We start from the raw sequence: 20,442 nt of genomic DNA, 5'->3' as shown, positions 1-20,442 counted from the left end.
TTCGGCCGTTACTGGACTAATAATTAATTCAACGCCTATTGTGACTGCAGGTAGTGATCAAACAATTTGTGTGAGCAATAGTATTTCGTTGACCGCTATTTGTAACTTATATTCTCTTAATGCTACACTTTCGGGTTCTCAACAAGTACCGTCAGTTGCTACCTCAGCATCTGGGACTTTAACAGGCACTTTCAATAGTATAACAAACCAAATTATAGTAAATATTAATTATAATGGTCTATCAAATGCTGTATCGGGTGCTCATCTACACAATGCAGCAAGTGGCTCAAATGGATCTGTAATTATTGACTTTTTGAGTGCTGGTTTCCCTACAACAATAGCTGGGGCTTATACATACAATGCAACTCTTGCATCTGGACAAGTAGCCAACTTATTGAATGGAAATATCTATTCAAATATTCATACATCAACCTTCCCAAGTGGAGAGGTTAGAGGACAAATCACAGCAACTTGTGTAGCCAACTCGTATACTTGGAATCCAGGTAATTTGAGTGGACAAACAGTGTCAGTTAGTCCAATTAATACAACTGCATACACGCTAACTGCCTTAAATACAACAACAGGATGTTCAAGTACGGCTACCGTTAGTGTAAATGTAAATCCGTTACCAATACCAACTATTGGTAGCAACTCCCCTATTTGTCAGACAAATACTTTGATGCTTAATGCTTCGGGAGGAACAAGTTATAGTTGGACTGGTCCAAATGGTTTCACTTCTACCGACCAAAACCCAAGTATTCCAAATGCAACAATCACTGTTTTAGGTAATTATTTTGTAACTGTTACGAATGCTAATGGCTGTTCAGCCACGGCTTCAACCAATGTTATATTAAATACTTTAAACCCAACAGCTTCTAATACTGGCCCTTACACGGTGGGTCAAGCTATAGCATTGAATGCCACAGGTGGAACTGGATATAGTTGGACGGGACCTAATAGTTTTATTAGTATAATTTCCAATCCTACAATTAATAATTCATTATCAGTCAATGCTGGTACTTATACAGTTACAGTCACAGCCAATGGTTGTACGGCAACTGCGACAACCAATGTTATAATTAATGGAATTGACCCTTGCGACCCAAGCCGAATCGTTGATTATTTCTATGTTAAAGCAGGAAATCCATATCAATCTCTGTTCCCGCTTACCAACGGAATGGTCATCAACCAAATTACTGAACAAGTTTCAATACTAGTTACACCTTCGCTATGTCCAAATGTAATGATTGAAAGTTTTGAGATGAATATTCAAGGGCCAGAATTGAATTGGAATATCTTGCAAAACGCAGCACCTAATGCACTTTTTGATAATACAGGACCAAGTTTTTATGGTCGGAACTTCATCCCTGGCAATTATTCTCTTACAGTAACTGGTTATGCTCAAGACAATAAAGGCGGTGGAATTACCTACGGACCGGTCGTTACAACATTTACTGTTGTTGGTAATTTGGCAACAATTTCAATGCCCTCAATTACGGGAACAGAGTTCTGTGCAGGAAATAATGTAACGGTCAACTTCTCAACTACTGGTACATTTAATGGTGGTAATCAATTCCAAGCACAGCTTTCTAATGCCAATGGAAGTTTTGAAAATCCTGTAATTATTGGCACTACAAATATCGCAGGAACAGTTAATGCAACAATACCTCTCAATACGCCAGAAGGCTCAAACTACTTGATTCGGGTTGCTTCTTCTAACCAAGCTTTGGCAGGAAATCCAACAATTAGTTTGCTGACTATCAATCCTTTAACTCGAAACTTGGTTAGTCCAACAAATGATTTAACGGGTAACAGCACTAAGAAAGCAGCCAATATCATCAATGCAAGCAATAAGGTTACTTCGCCTGCCAATGTAATTTATCAAGCGGGCAACGCTATACTATTAACCCCAGGTTTTCAATCTGGATCTATTTTTAAAGCCGAAATTAGAGGTTGTGAAAATTAAAAATAGAAATCAACAATAACCAAAAGGCCTTTGTTTCATAAAGAAACAAAGGCCTTTTGGTTAATTTTTTTTAGGCTATACTTTAAGCTATTTTTTATAATTCAGTTCTTTGAAGCATCATCAAGCACTAAAACCCAGTCTTGCCCATAACCTGAAGTTGGAGGTGTAAACTGCTTTGTGCCTTTATTTTCAAGTTTTCCGGCATCTTTCATTTCACCATTTCGTGGATTGAACCAGGAAGCTGAAAGTTGGAAACCAGTTATTTTACCAAGATTTACAGTCATTGGTTTGCCTAAAGCAGTATAAATAAAAGCATAGTCATTCCCTCTGGTAGCCTGAACCCGTTCGTAGGCCGATAGGTTATTGTCAACTATTAAAGTCTGGTCTGGAATCCTATCTAATATTGGTCGAGATTCCATTAGCTTTTTGATAAATTTTATCTGTTTAGCTGCTGGCAAATCTAATGCCTGTTGCCAATAAACATGTGGCCCATTTACGGATTCATGTTTGGGTGAATACATCTGCCAAATATCGTGACAGCCATAAGTACAGCCAAATGCTCCCGCAAAAAGGTCTAAATAGAGCGATTTTCGTACATCATAGGCATTGGTTGTACCAAACTCATTGGCATTAAAACAAACGGGATGATCTTCGTAAATTGGTTCGCCGTCGATGGTTGGTTTTGTGGGCGTACGGTCATACGAGGCTTTAATTTTATCATACACTGATGCGTCACGGCAATGACCAGTCTGAAACATATTAAAATCTAACCAATCGTCATTATGAAACCATTCACTTGCTCCTTCATTGTTAGGTTGAGGGTGAAAAGTCATCATATTTTTTTCATTTCCACCAGTAGCTTCAGCAACTCCTGCTGCCATTGCCCGCCAAATTTCAGTATCAGTTGTTTCTTTACGAGGGTTACGGTCGCCACCCAAAATCCAAATAATATTTTTGCGGTTTTTGTATCTATCTCCCATCCATTTTCCAAATATTTTGGCGTTTTCAACATTGAAAATCTCAGGCCCTTTACCCCAACGTTCTTTACTAATTTTATCTCCCCAAGTCGGTAAAAGTCCAATTACCAAATCATATTCAGCGGCTTTATCAATAATAAAATCCACATGCTTAAAATAAGCCTCATTAGGTTTGGTTGGGTTATTGTTTATTAGTGGTTTTTCTCCATAAGCATTGGGTGAATCTAAGCCATCCATTTCAGCTAAAGCTACTGCCTGAATTAGGGTGAACCCTTGCGAGGCACGTTTACTCAAATAAAAAGTAGCTTCTTCCCTATCAAGTCTATGAAAAAGCTCCCAAGCCGTATCTCCAATCCACATAAAAGGCTTACCATCTTTAAGTAGATAACGTTTGTTAAGGCTTACAGTAAATGTTTGAGCCGAAACCAATTGAAAGAACAAAAAGGTAAGAACTATAAACAAAAAAGACTTTTTCATATTTTTATCTTAAAATATATTTAAATAGTACCACAATAATAAGATAAAATAGAATAATAAAGGTCATCCATCCCACCTTTTTACTTACACTATTACTTTTATTCTATTTAAACCAATATAATAATTTTAAATATAAGCTTGATGGTACAGTTTTTGTCTTTTATACAATTTTTGCTAATTAATTGTTAAAAACAACCCGTATGTTCGCATTTAATCCATTGCTCAATACCGACTATCTTAATGAAATTTATGGAAACGATTTAACTATCGTGCAAATAATATTTGAATCTTTCTTAGACGACAACATTCCAATTTGGGAAGAAATTTTAGGAAAAATTAATAGCAAAAACTACAAGCAAGTTAGTGATATGACTCATCAAATTAAACCATCTTTTTCGATGGTTGGACTTACTTATTTACATCCAAAAATTCAAGAATTTGAGATATTTACTAAGGAAAATCCTGATGAAAATGAATTGTTGGTAAAATATAATAATTTAACGGTAGAGATAAATCAGGCAAAAACGATTATCAAAGATGAGTTAAATCGTTTGAATCAACTTATTTAATCCCACCAAAAATGAAAATTGGTATTGAAGCACAGCGACTTTTTCGCTCACACAAGCATGGAATGGACATTGTTGCCTTGGAATTGATTCGTGCTTTACAAATTTTGGATACGCAAAATGAATATTTCATTTTTGTAAAATCTGACTCTGACAACACTTGCTTAAACGAAACGAGTAATTTTCATATCATTGAAGTACCAGGCAAAAACTATGTTTTTTGGGAACAAATTATGTTACCTATTTACGCCCAAAAATACGGCGTTGAAGTCTTACATTGCACAAGTAATACGAGTCCGATGTTTATGTCCACGCCTTTGATTCTTACACTGCATGATGTTATATTTATGGAGAAAACTACAGAAAAAAACACTTCTTCAAATTATCAAAAATTTGGAAATTTATATCGAAAATGGTTAGTACCTAAGGTTGTTCGAAAATGCAAAAGTATCGTTACAATTTCGGAAGTTGAAAAGAATAATATCAGTAAGTCATTAGATTTGAGCAATGATGAAATAACGGTGGTACATAATGGCGTAAGTGGGCGTTTTGGTATTAAACCAAGCATCGAAACAATCTATAAAGTACGAAAACAGTTGAGCTTAGATAGTGATTTCTTTTTGTTTTTGGGGAATGTGGAACCTCGCAAAAATGTAAACAATACTGTGAAGGCATTCGTGGCATTTGCGGAAATTAATGCTGAAGTTAAATTAGTTATTACTGGGATAAAACCATCATTTGTAGCCGATATTTTGTACGAAATTGGTAAAATTTCGTACCTCAATCGCTTTGTTTTTGCTGGGTTTGTTGCCGAAAATGTTTTGTTGACATTGTATGCTGAAGCCAAAGTTTTTTTATATCCCTCCCTTCGAGAAGGTTTTGGCTTACCTATTTTAGAGGCTATGACTTTTGGAACACCCGTGGTTACTTCAAATATTTCGGCAATGCCAGAAGTGGCTGGGGATGCCGCATTTTTGGTTAATCCATTTTCGATTAAAGAAATAACAAATGCAATGACAATTGCTTACAAAAACGATGCTCTTCGAAATGAAAAAATAGCGTTAGGGTACTTACGTCCAAATATGTTTACATGGCAAAAAACTGCCGAAAAGATGTTGAATATCTACAAAGGAAGAAGCCCTGAAGTTTTGGCTATCTAAAATATTTTCATTTATATAAATCTTCCAATCAAAAAAGGCATGGTTTTTGAAGTTTTACAATATAACCTAATTTAGCCACTTCATACTTCTATTATTTAGATTTTAAGCTCTTTTTAGGCGTTTATTTTCAACTTTCCCTTTGAAGAAAGCTCGCAGTTTATTCCTTTCAACTAAATATTCATCACAATATTGTATTATGAATTGGTACAAAAAATATAATATCGCAATCGCTATTTGGGCAGGCTTAGGTCTAATATCAGTTAAAGCTAATTGCCAGAGTATATCTACAGATTCGCTATTGTCAAAGGCTTTGTCTTCTGACCAGCTTCTGCCTGTATTAATCAATTCTGCTCAAAAATTCTCGCCCGAAGTCCGCCGAATTAAAGCCAGTATTGATTTAGCTTCTACAAGTTTGAAAATTGAAAAAAATGCTATTTACAATAGTCTTTCATTTTTATCAAGCTACCATTATGGAACAAATTATTCGGCAGTTAGTGCCGTGTCGGATGTAAGCAGACCAAATAATTTTACAACCACACAAACAGGATTCTACAATGTAGGGGTTGGCTTACAACTGCCTCTTACTCAAATAATTAACCGAAAGCACCTTATCAAATCGGGCGAATCTCAAATAGAAATGGCATTGGCAGAAAAAGGCAATTCAGACCTTTATATAAAACAAGAGGTAATTAGACTTTACCAAGAACTAAAATTATCGCAAAGGTTAATGTTCATTAGTAGTAGTAATAAGCAATCGGCTCAGGTAAATTATAAGATGATTGAGAAGGATTTCTTACAAAACCAGGTAAATGTCGAACAAGTAGCAAGAGTTTTGGATATTTTTAATAAATCAAAAATAGAATACGAAACTTATTTGAATAGATTTCAAACCAGTTTGATGCAGCTGGATGCCTATACAGGTATTAGTTTATCAACCTTATTAAAACAAATAAAATGAGTTTTTTGCATTTCTTAAAATTACTTTACAGAAATCTTAAATGGCTAATATTAATCCCTATGATTTTAGCCACGGCTATCTATTATTTTACCCGAAATGAAAAAAAAGTATATTTATCAGAATCGACTATTTATACAGGAATTGCCTCAGGATATAGCTTAAACGGGAGCAACAAGGCCGATTTTTATGCTACCAGCAATGCCTTTGATAACTTATTGTCATTGATAGATTCGAGAGAAACCAAGCAAGATGTAGCAATTGATTTGCTTGCCGAACACCTCTTTATGAAACAACACGACCCCTTATTAATTACTTGGGATGCCTACGACGACTTGAGTAAGTTAATTCCTGCTGAAACAAAAAAAATACTGGTTAAACAAACAGTAGCAGAAACCCGTGAATCAATACTCAATTTCATGGGAAAAAGTGAAAACAATCTAATTTATAAAATCATTAGTTCAACCAATCCGTACTATTCTGTTGAAGCTCTAAAGAACATTAAGTCGTCTCGTATAAGTAATAGTGATTTAATAAAAATTTCTTACGAGAACAGCGATCCTTATATCTGTAAACGTACCCTTGAGCTTTTAGAGCAATCTTTCATGCAAAAACACCGATTGCTAAGAGAGGGTCAGACCGAATCTGTTGTAAAATATTTTGAAACTGAAACAAAAAAAGCCTTTGCTAAGCTTGATTCTTCTGAACAGATATTCCTTGATTTTAATAAAAAGAACGAAATCATCAATTATTATGAGCAAACCAAGGCTGTTGCTGGCGAAAAAGAAGACTTATATGCCTTGAACCATAATTTAGAAATGGATAAAATGTCATCGTTGTCATCATTAGATAAAGTAAATGAGAACATAAAAGGACGGATCAATCAATCTTTATATGGGTCAGATATAATAAGAGAAAGAGAAAAACTATCGGATGTTTATAATAAAATAGCATTATCTGAAATAGTAAATCCAGGAACGAGCAATAAAAAACAGGTAGATAGCCTAAAAAATATTACGTATAAAATTGAAAAAAACCTTAAAAACTCTTTAGATAAATTGCACTTGGAATCAAATACTCCGAGCGGAATTCCAACGAAAGATATTTTGGATGAATGGCTTAAAACTACGCTTGCCTTTGAGCAAAGTAAAGCAAAGCTAACTGTAATGGACAAACGTAAGAAGGAATTTGAAGAAGAGTATAGGAAATTTGCTCCTTTGGGTGCGATGCTCAAGAAAATTGAGCGAGAAATTGGCGTTTCTGAACAAGAATACTTGGAACTTTTACACGGATTGAACTTAGCAAGACTTACACAACAAAACACTGAGCTTACTTCGAAACTTAATATTGTTGACCCACCTTTTTTACCATTAAAGCCCAATGCTTCCAAAAGAATTATACAAGTTTTAATTGGTTTTGTGGTTGGTTTTATTTTGGTTTTAGCCTTTGTTTTAGCCAATGCACTTATCAATAAGACTTTGCTCGAACCACTAAGAGCCAGAAAAACAATTAACCTTCCTTTGCTGGGTATTTATCCATTATTAACTGAGAACGCTAATTTCTTGGAAAATGCAAAGCTGCGTTTACTTCAACAATTTCTCTCCACAATTAATACTGATGAAAAACCTATCACTGTCGGTATTCTGAGTACGCAAAAAGGAGAAGGAAAAACAACTATTATTAATTTATTAGAACAAGAACTCACAAAATTAAATTATAGTGTCGAAAAACAATTATTGTTGGGTAATACGAATTATAAACAACTTGAGATTTCAAGCCCATTGATACTAACCAATACTAATTATGGGCAACTTGGAATTTCAAAGCCATTTAACTTGGAAATGCAACTCCAAGAACAGAAAAATAGGACAATTGATACTGGTATAAAAGATTTTATTTTGATTGAATTTCCCTCTTTAGATAATATTATTATTAAACCAGGCTTATTTCCACAGTTACAATATTCTATTTTATTATGCCGAGCTAATAGGGTTTGGAGCAAGATAGACAAACTGATGCTATCAATATTTTCAAGAACTACAGGAAATAATCCCTTCTTTATTTTGAATGGAGTAGATACTGATTTTGCTGAAGAATATATAGGAGAAGTGCCTAAGAAAAGAGATTTGTTAAGGACATCTATTAAACGTGTAGTAAAGTTTGAATTTGGAAACAGAAAAAAACTCCGATAAGCTAATATAAATCGTGAATAAAAGTCAAGCCACCACTCAAGGATTAGCATTTGCCAGTCAATTACTTCCTGCCATCATTGGGTTAGGGTCTTTTATGCTTTTGGTACGTTTTACCCAACCGATTGTTTTAGGTGAATACATTATTTATTTGGCGGCGGTTGTGCTTTTTGAAATGATAAAATCAGGTGGACTCCAGTCTGCTTTGGTTATGCGTGTTTCAACCGACAACAGAGCACAGCAGCTAAAAATAGTGGGTAGTGCTTATTGGTTAGGTGGGCTTGTTGTTCTTGCTTCGTCAATTTTACTAATTTTACTCTTTTTTTTAGGTATTTTTTCTAAGCAACCAAGTATTCAAGTTTTTTGTGGGTGGTATGCTGTGCTTGGTATCGTTACGCTCCCGTTGCATATTGCCGAAGCAGAAGCCGTTGCTAAACAAGATTTAAAATTTCTTTTATTTCTTCGTATTTCACAAAGTGCCAATGCTCTCATTATTGCGATATATGCTTTTTTCAAAAAAGGGAGTTTAGAAGAATTTGCCACCATCCACTTAGTTTTTACTTCATTTTTAATGGTTTGCGTGCTGATTGCTCGAAAAACTAATCCATTACATGTACGCTTCAAAACAATGGCAGAGGTAAAAGCCTTGTTTCATCTAATAAAATATACATTGGCTACTTTAGCCACAACAAATATTTTGAAAAGTGCCGATACTTTTCTAATTGGTGGTGCGATGGGCCCTGCCTCAGTAGCACAATATGCCATTCCTTTAAAATTGACTGAACTCTTCGAAATTCCTTTGAGAAGTTTAAGCACAACAGCATTTCCGCAATTGGCTGCAAAATTTAACAACAATGATTCCGTAGGTTTCAAAAATAGTTTTATTCAATATCTTTCTTGGGCTTACCTTTTATATATTCCAGGTTTGATAGCTGCTTTTATTTTGGCTCCATATTTGGTATTATTAATTGGAGGGCAACGGTATGCCGATACAACCTTGATTTTTAGGGTTTTTATTCTGTATGGCTTCTTGCTACCAACCGATAGAATGACAGGAATTAGCTTAGATGCTTTACAAAAACCAGCCAAAAACTTCCAAAAAGTATTTGTGATGGCTATTGTAAATATTGTAGCTGATATTATAGCTATTTATTTTACTCATCGCTTAGAATGGGTCGCCTTTGCTTCTGTTTTAAATGCACTAACAGGTGCTTTATTAGGTTGGTGGATGCTTGAAAGGACTGGAGTTTTACAACAGAGCAATATTTGGAAAGAAGTATATGTTTATTCACATTATTTTACACAAAAAGCCTCGTTACAACTGAAAAAACACAGAAAATAGTAATGGAAAGTAATCAACTTTACATATCGAACAGGAATGAGATAAAGAATATCTGGTTGATTCCAGCCATGTTAATGGCTATTTTCTTTGGTTGGCTGATTGCAACCAAAGGCGTGCCAATAGGTATTTTACTTTTAATAATGCCCTTTATTATTGGTTTTTTAGTGCTTGTATTTTTACAACCTCGTATTGGATTTCTTACTTTTATTGTTTATTGTTTCATAATGCCCACGCTTGGCAAACATATAGAAGGTCCACAGTTTGGTTTAGGGCAAGATGGAATTTTGTTACTCACATGGTTGGGTATAATTTTTCATAGAAGCAGTAAATATAGATATAGACATCTAAATAACGATTTAGTGTGGTTGGCAGTTGTTTGGCTTATCATTACAATATTACAAGTGGGAAATCCTGAAAGACCAAGTATTTTAGGATGGTTTTATGAAATGAGGTCGGCAACTTTATATTGGGTTTTAACAATTCCACTGGCTTTCTTATTAATGAATAAAAAATCTGACATTGATTTTTTCTTAAATATCATTATTCTATTGTCATTGATTGGAGCATTATACGGTATAAAACAACTAGTAATAGGCCCCGATGCAGCAGAAAATCGTTGGTTAGAGGCTGGAGCAAAAAAAACGCACATGTTGTTTGGCAAGCTACGAGTATTCTCCTACTACGCCGAAGCTGCACAATTTGGGGCTTCACAAGCACATTTAGCCATCATGTGTATCATTCTGGCAATAGGCCCGCATAGCCTAAAAAAACGAATTTGGTATGCTGTAGCAGGAGCATTTATTTTTTATGGTATGTTAATCTCAGGTACAAGAGGGGCTATGGCTGCATTGGTTGGCGGGGGATTCACATTCTTGATTTTAAGCAAACAAGTACGAATTTTAATGTTGGGTGGCTTATTAGGTCTTAGTTTTTTAGGAATGTTAAAATTTACCTCAATTGGTAGCGGTAATCAGCAAATTGTAAGAATGAGAACTTCGTTAGACCCTAATGACGCTTCTTTACAAGCAAGGCTTATCAACCAAAAAGTCCTTAAAGATTATCTTAGCACCCGACCTTTTGGTGCAGGAGTTGGCACTATTGGTATGTGGGGCGTAAAATATAACCAAGATAAGTTTATCTCTCAAATTCCACCTGATAGTTTGTACGTAAAAGTTTGGGGAATGTATGGTATTTTTGGGTTTATACTTTGGTTTGGAATTATGCTCTATATTACTGGAAAATCTGCGGGTATTATTTGGAGAACCCGAGACCCTGTATTAAAAAACCAATTATCTTCATTATGTGGTGGAGCTACCGGAATTTTATTATGTAGCTACGGTAACGAAGTAATGAATGCAATGCCATCATCAACTATTGTTTATATTAGTTGGGTATTAATTTGGTTAAGTCCAAGATGGGACACACCACCTCCTAAAACCATTTCCACATGAGAGAACCATTAGTTTCAATTATCACAGTTAATTACGATACTCCTGAGGTAACGGCAGCCATGCTACGTTCATTGGCTAAATTAACTTATTTTAATTGGGAGGTAATTGTCGTTGATAATTCCTCACCCAATCATTCGTCAGTAGGATTAAAAGATGAATTTCCATTCATAAAACATATTAGTTGTCCGAAAAATCTTGGTTTTGCCGGAGGAAACAATATTGGTTTGAAGTTTGCGAAAGGAGAATTTGCTTTTTTTGTCAATAATGACACCGAAGTTACACCAAATTTGATTACAGAATTGCTTGCTCATTTGCAACAACATCCTGAATGCGGCATTGCTTGTCCAAAAATAAAATATCATTATATGCCTGATACGATTCAATACGCAGGAGCTATTGGCTTGCATCCGCTCACGAGTAGAAGTTATGATATTGGCTATTTGCAAAAAGATGAAGGTCAATATGATGATATCCGAGTAACAGACTTACCCAATGGTGCTGCAATGATGATACCTATGAAATTGATTGAAAAAGTCGGACAAATGAGTGAAATGTTCTTTTTGTATTATGAAGAGTTAGATTGGGCAGCAAGGTTTAAAAAAGCAGGTTACGGTGTTCATTATATCGGCACTGCCAACATCTATCATAAAGAGTCTGTATCAACTGGAAAAGATTCACCATTCAAGACTTATTATATTTATAGAAATAGATTTTTATACATTCGCCGCAACTACACTGGTTTAAAATGGTTGTTTGCAAGTATATTTTTTATATTGGTATCTTCAATGGTTCACTTATTTAAGCATGGATTAAAAAATGAATGGCAACATGCAAAATCAATTTGGAAGGCTCTATTATGGAATTTTTCACATCGACATCACAAAGAGCCAGTAAATCATTCATCCACATTCACTGGTAAAATAAAAATAGATTTGATTCCAACAATATGATACATAATATAAGCACCTCAATTCAATATTTTATTCTTGCTTATCTGACAATTCAGGTTAGCTATTTACTGTTTTTCTCTATAGCAGGCAAAATTGGCAAAAAGACTTACTTTGCCCAAGCAAAATCATTAAGGAAAATACGAATTTTTATTCCCGCATACAAAGAAGATTCCGTAATCATTGATACGGTCAAGGATGCTATTCAGCAAGATTACCCCAAAGAACTTTTCGAAATTGTAGTTATGGCAGATTCTTTCACTAAATCTACTTTAAATATCCTTAAAACTTTGCCGATTAAAGTAGTAGAAGTTAGTTTTGAAAAAAGTACGAAAGGCAAGGCACTTCAAAAAGGAATCGAAGCAACTGCCCACGAGCCAGTAGATATTTTACTCATTCTGGATGCCGACAATCACATATCAGCTGGTTTCTTACACGCTGTCAATAATGCTTTTGAACAAGGCTATGAAGTAGTTCAAGGGCATCGCACAGCCAAAAATACTCAAACTGCTTTCGCACAATTGGATGCTTGCACCGAGGAAATAAACAACCATATTTTCCGACGAGGTCATGTTGCAGTCGGTCTTCCTTCGGCCCTAATAGGTAGTGGAATGGCTTTTGATTGGAAATTATTCACTTCTCTTTTAGAAGACATTGGCGAGACATCAGGCGAAGATAAGGAACTGGAGTTTAGAATTGTCAGACAAAGAAAACGGGTTGCATTTTTAGACAATCAATATGTTTATGACGAAAAAGTTGCTAAAACAGATGTATTTAGTAAGCAAAGAAGTAGATGGTTGGCAACTCAAGTAGAGTTTTTTGAAAAGTATTTTATTGAAGGTTGGTTTCAGCTTTTCAGAGGAAACATTGCTTTTTTCAATAAAGTATTTCAAACCTATCTATTTCCGAGAGTGATGTTGATTGCTGTATTGGGCTTATGGATAATCTTCACTTTCTTTTTTTCAGCACAATTTTTATTCTTTAGTATAGGCTTATTTGTGGCTTTAACGGTTGCATTATTAATGGGTATTCCTTCAAAATGGTATAATAAGCAACTATTATTTGCATTTTTACAAATCCCGATTGCATTAATTTCTATGTTGAAAGCTATGCTGCACATTGGTAAAGCCCGCAAACAATTTATTCATACACCACATGGTGAATTATTACAAAACACTCATTAATTATGCCTTGGGATATTATTGCCATACCAGCTATTCTTAGTCTTATTTGGGGCTTCAAACAAGGTTTGAAAACTAAAAGCAAAAAACTATGTCGAGAAGATTTGAAGCATACATTGTAATTGCTCAACAAGAGTGGGAGCTTAACTTAGGAAGTAATGCTCGAAACATGGCTGTTGAATTTAGCAAAACAAAACCTGTTTTGTATGTAAATCCAGCAATTGATATAAAATCAATATTTAAACAAATTGGAACAGATCATGGCAGAAAAAGGTTGAAATTGGCATTAGGTTTTGGCAAAAATACGATAAAAATATCAGAAACTTTATGGGTGCATACTCCCAAAACTATCTCCTATTCAATCAATTGGCTGACGAATGTTTTTATATATGATTTTCTGAACAGAAGAAACGGTAAAGGGTTCTTCAGAAGCCTAAAAAACGCTATTAACGAATTGAATTGGAAAACTGAAAACTGTATTGTGCTCAACGATAGTCAAATGTTTACTGGACTTTTCACCAAAAAATATTTACAACCATTATTGAGCTTTTATTATATAAGAGACAATTTAATTGAGCATCCATATTTTAAGTTTCATGGGCGTAGAATTGAACCATTGACGATCGAGTTGGCAGATGCGGTTTTTGCTAATTCAGCATACTTAGCTGATTACGGCAGAAATCACAATCAATTGAGTTTAGATATTGGTCAAGGGTGTGAAACTGATATGTATGAAGCTAATGCAAGCTATAAAGAGCCTGCCGACTTGGGTGCGATTAGCTATCCACGTATTGGATATGTTGGTTTTTTAACAGGCGAAAGGTTAGATATATGTTTACTTGAGCAAATAGCAAAAGCTAAGAAAGATTGGCAAATCGTGTTAATTGGTCCAGAAGAAATGATGTTTCAGCAAAGTGGCTTGCACTCTTTGACCAATGTCCATTTTTTAGGTTCAAAGAAACCTGACCAATTACCATCATATATACAACATTTGGATGTCTGTATAAATCCACAATTGGTAAATGAATTGACTGTGGGCAATTATCCAAGAAAAATTGACGAATATTTAGCCATGGGAAAACCAACCGTTGCAACAGATACACCAGCCATGAAAATGTTTATACCACACGTAGAGTTGGCAGTTGGTGTTGAAGCGTACGTTGGAGCGATTGAAAATGCTTTACAACCACAACGAGTTGAGAAAAAAAATTCGGCAATTAATTGTGCCAAAATTCATACTTGGGAAACGTGTATTAAAAATATATTTAAAATTCAAAATCAATTATTAGATGAGCAATTATATCCAGCAATTATACTCAGCCAAAAATATTAGAGATTCTAAAGTTTATCCTGGCTTAAATGCGGCAAAAGGCATCTTGATTCTATTGGTAATCCTTACACACGCATTGCCCGATGGAATGATACTGTATTTTCTTTATTTTTTCCACATGCCAGTATTCTTATCAATAAGTGGCTATTTATTGAAAGAATCTGCCTTTAAAGATGGGATTTCGAAATACTTAGGGAAATTAATCTATCGCTTAATTATACCTTGGATAATGGCCTCATTTTTATATTTATATTTCAGTTTAGGTAATAGACATTTATCAGAAATAACCTTGACTGATTTTTTATACCCTTTTTACCATTTGTGGTATGTACCAGCTTATGTATTGGGTGCTTTGCTTTGTTATTTTGTATCAAAGTATAAAATACCAGCCATCCCAGTTTTGATAATTACTGGATTATTTACTGTTTTTTGGTACATACTTTTTAGAGATAATAAATCTCCTGTTAATGAACAGCCGCTTTACTACATAGGCGAAAAGCGATTTTATGCTTATTTAGTATTCTTCTTTTTGGGTTTTTGCCTGAGAAACGAACTACTAAAGATTTCACCTTCCCCATTATTGCTCATATCATTAAACATTACAGCATTTACAGCTTCGGTGATATTTGTATATCAACATATTCCTGATATTATAGTAGTTGTTGCTTACATGATATTCAATTTAAGTTTTATACTTTTCTTGTTACTTTATATAGCCCCGCAAACATGGTTTCAACATAAATGGCTATTGTTAGTCAATAAACAATCTTTAGGAGTTTACTTATATCATCCAATGATTATATTCTTAATTTATGCTATTTTAGGTGATTCAAAAAAGGAACATATTAATAATCTGCAAGCTTTAGGGGTAGGAATTGTAACTATCGTGACAGTATTGTCATTTATTTGGATAATTCAAAAATGGAAGGTATCCAATCGATATCTATTAGGAATGATTAAAGAATAATTGTTGAAAAAAAATCCAGTAAATCAGTTTAAAAGCTGGTTTACTGGATTTTTAAAATTCAAGATACTTTCTCAAAAATATTATAGTTATATTTTACATAAAACTTACTATTTATTGATTCTTTCCCAGTTTTTTGTGTCAAAATCATATTGTTTTATTACTCTTGCAGGATTGCCAACTGCTACACTGTAGGGAGGAATATCTTTAGTAACTACCGCTCCGCCCGAAACTACGCTGTGTTTTCCGATAGTAACTCCTGCCGTTATTACAGCATTTGCTCCAATCCAACAATTGTCTTCAATGGTGATAGTGCCAATTGTTTCACCTTGTAAATAGATAGGAATATCAATATTAGTATAATTGTGGTTGAGTCCACTTATTACAATATTTTGTGCAAGAATTACATTATTGCCAATCGTCACGGGTCCAATAACTACATTTCCGAGGCCAATTCTTGAATTATTCCCGATATGTACTGCCCCAACGCCATTATTGATAGTCGCAAAATCTTCTACTGTACTATAATCTCCAATATTGAAAGGTTGAAAAGGTAAAACATCCATTCGAGTACGTCGGCAGATGACAGTTCCTTTTCCTTTTTTGTGAAAAAAAGGATTTAAAAACCATTGTACCCAAAGTCGTGGACGTGCTTGATGCTTCGGAATTAGACACCAATGCACAAATTGTTTAAGTTTGGGATTCGACTTGATGGTAGAAATGATTGTCATAATTATCTTTTGAAAAGGTATTTTCTTACCCGCATTATTAGGGCATTTTTTAATCCACCATCTAATTGAATTCGGCGGTCGCTTGTCCAAACTCTTGCTGCTTTTTCATCAATTGCCTTAATTTTACCGCCTGCCTGTTGTAGTCTCAGAGCCATCATACCATCTTCAGTGGCGTTTTGTTCGACCACACCTGCCGCCCCTCTGAAAGTTCGTTGTGTTTCAATATTATAGCCATTAATATCGATGCCTTTTTGTCGAATAAAGCCACAATTAAAGCCAAAAGTATTTAAAAATGGTTGTTTTTTTTCTTTTCTTTTAATGATGAAACTACTCAAAACTTCATAAAAAGCATATTGCCAGCGTGGTGTACTATAGCTGGGTAAAAATGAGTAACTACCATGCACACAATAAACGTGCTCATCTTTCAACATTCCGTCAACCATTGCGGTTATCCAGCCAACTGGATAAAATGTATCGCTGTCGCCTGTTAAAATGTATTTCCCCTTTGCTTTATGCAAGCCACACGTACGGGCATGGCCAACACCTTGTTTAGTTTCTAAGAATGTCGTCACACCTAAAGATTTCAATAAATTGGCTGTTCCATCGGTCGAATTATTGTCAATGATGAGTAGTTCTACCTCATATTTTGTGTCAGTGTTTACCAATGAATGTAGTGTATGTAAAATTCCGACTTCTTCGTTCCACGCAGGAATTACTACACTCACCAAAGGTTTTTCTGAAGAAAATTTTGACAATTTTTGCTTTAAATCTTCAATTTCAGCCTCCGAATATTGTTTAATATTCAGTGGTTTTTGGTGTATATTTTTTACCCAATTGGGCAAATAGAATTTAATCATTAGTTCTGGTTATAGATAAGTAGCGACGTTGCTTTGTCTCTACGTTTATTCTGCCCTTTTTACTTTTTCCCAAATACCAGAAGTTAGTCCGTTGCGATATCTAAAATATCCTTTGATGGCACAGTAATTCATAAAAGAGAAGTAGAAAGGGACAAAAAGCAATTTTACTCTAATTTTCTGATTTTCGAGGTAATAGCCAATAATTGCCATTAAATAAAAAGCAATTTGAACAAGCATAATCAATCGATAAAACGAACCTGTATTTGTTAAAAACAAGGCAATATTGAGTAGAAAAATCAAGGGTAAGCAAAACGGTGCAACTGCCCAACGCATGGCTCGATGTGAAACGTATTGAAATGAAAGTAAGCCATAACGAAAAATATTCAATAGAAAATCTAAACGAACAATAGATTGAAATCCCCCTGCGGCAATTCTAACCTTGCGTTTCATTTCATCTTGTATTGAGAAAGAAGGACGTTCGCTGGCATAGGCATCTGGTTCGTAAATAACTCGATAACCTTCAGCAGCAATGCGAAGCGACACCATGAAATCATCAAGTAGCGTATCTTTTTCAACTTCCCCAAATAAGTCGGTTCTAACCGCAAAAAGTTCTCCTGCTGCTCCAACAACTGAGAAAAGTTCTGTATCTAATTTCTTCAAAAAAGATTCGTATTTCCAATAAAGTCCTTCTCCCGCACCCGCAGCAGCCTCACTACCTTCGGTTTCGATGCGTTTTTCACCCGCAACTGCTCCGACTTTCGGGTCTTGAAAATGTCTGACGATATTTCTGACGACCTGATGATTAAGATTTGTGTTGGCATCCGTAAATATAACAATTGGTGTAGTGATGGTTTTTATGGCTATATTCATCGCCTCAATTTTGCCTCGGCGAATATCACCATCAATCAATTGAAGATTTGAATACACCTTTGCAAGCGATTGAATATATTCTGTGGTGCCATCATTTGAACCTTCGGTCACGAACAAGACTTCTATCTTATCGGCTGGATAATCTAAACCAAAAGTATTTTTAACTTTGGTATTGATACAGCTCATTTCATTATAAGCAGGAATAACCAAAGTAACTTTCGGCATAAAACTTGGATCATTGTATTTTTTGAATTGTTTGCCAAGAACTTTCCTGACTTTAACTAAAATCCAAGCTACTAAGCCATAACCAATGTAAGTATAGCTAACTAAAGCGATACATAACCAAAATAATATTTTGAGAATAAGTGTCATTTTTGAATCAATATCATAATACAGTTACTGCTAAATTATTCATAATTAACTTCATATATATCAAAATCGGCATATAGCTTTTAGACAAGAAGATGAAGAAATTACACATTTTCAGATTGCAACAATGCAGGAAAAGTCATGAAAAATATTTTCATGTCATATTTAAAAGAGAAGTTTCGAGCGTAATTAATATCCAATTCTATGCGTTCTTCTTCTGTCATTTCTTTTTTACCTTTACCACGTTTGGTTACTTGCCAAAGCCCAGTTAACCCTCCTGGGCCAGCAAAACGCTCAATATATTTGTCAGTTGTTAGCCGCTCAGCTTCATAAAGAGGCAGAGGGCGATTGCCAATAAGCGACATATCTCCCATAAATATATTGAAGAGTTGAGGTAATTCATCAATGCTACTATTACGCAGAAAACCACCAATCTTTGTTATTCTTGGGTCATTCTGAAATTTCATAAATGCCACCTTTTCTTTTTTCTGATTTAGATATACTTTTTCACAAGTTTCTTCGCCGTCCAGATAAAGTGTTTGCCGACAAGTACCCCCTAAAGTACAATCATTGCATAGACCGTCAATTTTTTTTTCGGTTGCTTCTTTGGTATACATATTGAGCGACCCCATGTTTTTAATCATTTGGTCGGCATCGGTTCGCATTGTTCGAAACTTATATATTTCAAATACTTTATAACCTGCCCCTACTCTTCTTGATTTATATACAATTGGCCCTTTTGAGTCTAATTTTATCAAAACGGCAACAGTCGCTAAAAGAGGAGACAATATTAATAAAGCAAATCCTGTAGATGTAACATCAATAAAACGTTTCCAAAATGGAATTTTTACTGCTAAAACATTAGATCTGGCTTGCTTTGCCGATTGATAATGACGGCGTTTAATAAAGTATTCTAAACGAGTCACTAAATCGCCATGACTGAAACTTTTGGGAAATAAATCGTCGCCATTTCTCGCCACAATCTCTTTAATTAAATCTTGCGTAATTTGGTCCGTCGTAATAACAACTGGAAGTGTGTGTGTCCAGTTTTCTTGACGAACAGTTTCCAAAAACTTAACTCCACCCATATTTCTGTCAATAATAATAGCATCAGGTGGGTAAGTATTTCTAATAAACACCAAACACTCCTCTGCACTTTCAATGACTTTTATATTTAATCTTGTTCCGAATCTTTTCAAAAAACTTACAATTACATTATCGTCATTCTCGACTAAAATAACCTTTATAGGAAAGGACGCCCGTTCTTCATCGTTTGGTCTAATTTTATCCATAAGTTAATCAATTATTAAGGCGTTTACTCTACGTAGAATAGCTTTGATTTTTGCATGAACTTCCATCGGATTAAATGGCTTTAACATAAAGTCGTCAGCACCCAAATTAAGGCATTCGATACGCTCTTTACTTTCATCTGTTCCCGAAAGAATAATTATCGGAATGTTGTTGTAAAGGTTACTGGCTCGCATCACTTTAATAAATTCCTTACCATTAAGGTTAGGCATATTAAGGTCGGCAATTATAAAATCAGGGTCGTGTCCAGATTCTAACCAACTCATTCCTTCCATTCCGTCATTTCTTACTGTTACATCAAACTCTTTATTTAGGAAGTGTTCTAAAACTTTTCTGGTACTTGGTTCGTCATCAATTATCAGCAGTTGTAATTTTTGTTCCATCATCTTGATATATTTAAGTATTATATAGAAAAAATAAACTACAAGCCTTTAACTCAACACCTCTGAATAAAAAAAAATTTAAACTATTCATTCAAAAAAAACAAAAATATTGTTAAAAAGGATGAGCATTTGAATCGCTAAGCATGAGCAAAGGAGTTCTTTACCTTTTTTTTTTACACCAATTTGTCATCAATGCTTCAACAACTTCAATCGTTATTACTAAAAAATAACAATAGCAATAGTCTATCTCTCAGAAGAATAATTAACTTATAGGTAGTGTCGTTATTGGACCTTACTGCAAATAGTTTGCCAAAAAGACGTTAGAGTTTGTTTTGGAATTATATTCTGTTGATAATCAAAGAGATAAATGCAATTTGTATCATAGCTTCTGATGAAATTATTGTTTTTTCCACGTCTCG

The 20,442-nt window shown here is 34.7% G+C and carries 17 protein-coding genes; 11 read left to right on the top strand and 6 right to left on the bottom strand.

The window, feature by feature from the left end; all coding sequences use genetic code 11:
- The coding region (locus tag ACH2CJ_RS13010) for a CHRD domain-containing protein (protein WP_394993269.1) at positions 1 to 1,966 on the top strand (1,966 nt) is incomplete at its 5' end.
- Positions 1,967 to 2,067: 101 nt separating this feature from the next.
- Here ACH2CJ_RS13010 and ACH2CJ_RS13005 read toward each other — a convergent pair.
- Entirely contained in the window at positions 2,068 to 3,420 is a 1,353-nt protein-coding gene (locus ACH2CJ_RS13005) for a glycoside hydrolase family 140 protein (RefSeq protein ID WP_394993268.1), read from the bottom strand.
- Between the two features lie 200 nt (positions 3,421 to 3,620).
- Between ACH2CJ_RS13005 and ACH2CJ_RS13000 the strand changes: the two genes are divergently transcribed.
- The 10 genes from ACH2CJ_RS13000 (at position 3,621) to ACH2CJ_RS12955 (ending at position 15,508) form a co-directional block, all read left to right on the top strand.
- Positions 3,621 to 3,989 (top strand): hypothetical protein, encoded by a 369-nt coding sequence (locus ACH2CJ_RS13000; RefSeq protein WP_394993266.1) that lies wholly within the window; start codon positions 3,621 to 3,623, stop codon positions 3,987 to 3,989.
- Positions 3,990 to 4,000: 11 nt separating this feature from the next.
- The gene (locus tag ACH2CJ_RS12995) at positions 4,001 to 5,146 is read left to right on the top strand and encodes a glycosyltransferase family 4 protein (protein WP_394993264.1); all 1,146 of its coding nucleotides are present in this window, start codon (positions 4,001 to 4,003) and stop codon (positions 5,144 to 5,146) included.
- Between the two features lie 196 nt (positions 5,147 to 5,342).
- Positions 5,343 to 6,104, top strand: a complete 762-nt coding sequence (locus tag ACH2CJ_RS12990; protein WP_394993262.1) for a TolC family protein — start codon at positions 5,343 to 5,345, stop codon at positions 6,102 to 6,104.
- A gap of 59 nt (positions 6,105 to 6,163) precedes the next feature.
- Positions 6,164 to 8,293 carry a GumC family protein gene (locus ACH2CJ_RS12985; RefSeq protein ID WP_394993260.1) on the top strand — a complete coding sequence of 710 codons (2,130 nt, stop codon included), beginning with the start codon at positions 6,164 to 6,166 and terminating at the stop codon, positions 8,291 to 8,293.
- Between the two features lie 13 nt (positions 8,294 to 8,306).
- Positions 8,307 to 9,632 (top strand): oligosaccharide flippase family protein, encoded by a 1,326-nt coding sequence (locus tag ACH2CJ_RS12980; RefSeq protein ID WP_394993259.1) that lies wholly within the window; start codon positions 8,307 to 8,309, stop codon positions 9,630 to 9,632.
- Positions 9,633 to 9,634: 2 nt separating this feature from the next.
- Positions 9,635 to 11,083, top strand: coding sequence for an O-antigen ligase family protein (locus tag ACH2CJ_RS12975; protein ID WP_394993258.1), 1,449 nt, complete (start codon positions 9,635 to 9,637; stop codon positions 11,081 to 11,083).
- Positions 11,080 to 12,033, top strand: coding sequence for a glycosyltransferase family 2 protein (locus ACH2CJ_RS12970; RefSeq protein WP_394993255.1), 954 nt, complete (start codon positions 11,080 to 11,082; stop codon positions 12,031 to 12,033). Before ACH2CJ_RS12975 ends, ACH2CJ_RS12970 begins: the two co-directional genes overlap by 4 nt.
- Entirely contained in the window at positions 12,030 to 13,214 is a 1,185-nt protein-coding gene (locus ACH2CJ_RS12965; protein WP_394993253.1) for a glycosyltransferase, read from the top strand. Before ACH2CJ_RS12970 ends, ACH2CJ_RS12965 begins: the two co-directional genes overlap by 4 nt.
- A gap of 88 nt (positions 13,215 to 13,302) precedes the next feature.
- Positions 13,303 to 14,544 carry a glycosyltransferase gene (locus ACH2CJ_RS12960; protein WP_394993251.1) on the top strand — a complete coding sequence of 414 codons (1,242 nt, stop codon included), beginning with the start codon at positions 13,303 to 13,305 and terminating at the stop codon, positions 14,542 to 14,544.
- Positions 14,501 to 15,508, top strand: coding sequence for an acyltransferase family protein (locus tag ACH2CJ_RS12955; RefSeq protein WP_394993249.1), 1,008 nt, complete (start codon positions 14,501 to 14,503; stop codon positions 15,506 to 15,508). Before ACH2CJ_RS12960 ends, ACH2CJ_RS12955 begins: the two co-directional genes overlap by 44 nt.
- A gap of 107 nt (positions 15,509 to 15,615) precedes the next feature.
- On the opposite strand, the gene ACH2CJ_RS12950 is transcribed toward ACH2CJ_RS12955, so the two are convergent.
- The 5 genes from ACH2CJ_RS12950 to ACH2CJ_RS12930 all read right to left on the bottom strand — a co-directional run bounded on the left by ACH2CJ_RS12950 (position 15,616) and on the right by ACH2CJ_RS12930 (position 20,026).
- The gene (locus tag ACH2CJ_RS12950; protein ID WP_394993247.1) at positions 15,616 to 16,236 is read right to left on the bottom strand and encodes an acyltransferase; all 621 of its coding nucleotides are present in this window, start codon (positions 16,234 to 16,236) and stop codon (positions 15,616 to 15,618) included.
- 2 nt (positions 16,237 to 16,238) lie between these two features.
- Positions 16,239 to 17,093: a glycosyltransferase family 2 protein gene (locus ACH2CJ_RS12945; RefSeq protein WP_394993245.1), complete on the bottom strand. Its 855-nt coding sequence runs from the start codon at positions 17,091 to 17,093 to the stop codon at positions 16,239 to 16,241.
- 45 nt (positions 17,094 to 17,138) lie between these two features.
- Positions 17,139 to 18,335 (bottom strand): glycosyltransferase family 2 protein, encoded by a 1,197-nt coding sequence (locus ACH2CJ_RS12940; RefSeq protein WP_394993244.1) that lies wholly within the window; start codon positions 18,333 to 18,335, stop codon positions 17,139 to 17,141.
- A gap of 101 nt (positions 18,336 to 18,436) precedes the next feature.
- Positions 18,437 to 19,624: a sugar transferase gene (locus ACH2CJ_RS12935; protein ID WP_394993242.1), complete on the bottom strand. Its 1,188-nt coding sequence runs from the start codon at positions 19,622 to 19,624 to the stop codon at positions 18,437 to 18,439.
- 3 nt (positions 19,625 to 19,627) lie between these two features.
- Positions 19,628 to 20,026, bottom strand: a complete 399-nt coding sequence (locus ACH2CJ_RS12930; protein WP_394993240.1) for a response regulator transcription factor — start codon at positions 20,024 to 20,026, stop codon at positions 19,628 to 19,630.
- Positions 20,027 to 20,442 lie beyond the last annotated feature (416 nt).

This window comes from Emticicia sp. (genome assembly GCF_043780375.1).
Lineage (GTDB): Bacteria > Bacteroidota > Bacteroidia > Cytophagales > Spirosomataceae > Emticicia.
Note: the sequence above shows the minus strand (reverse complement) of the source record. Positions and strands in the feature narration are given on the sequence as shown.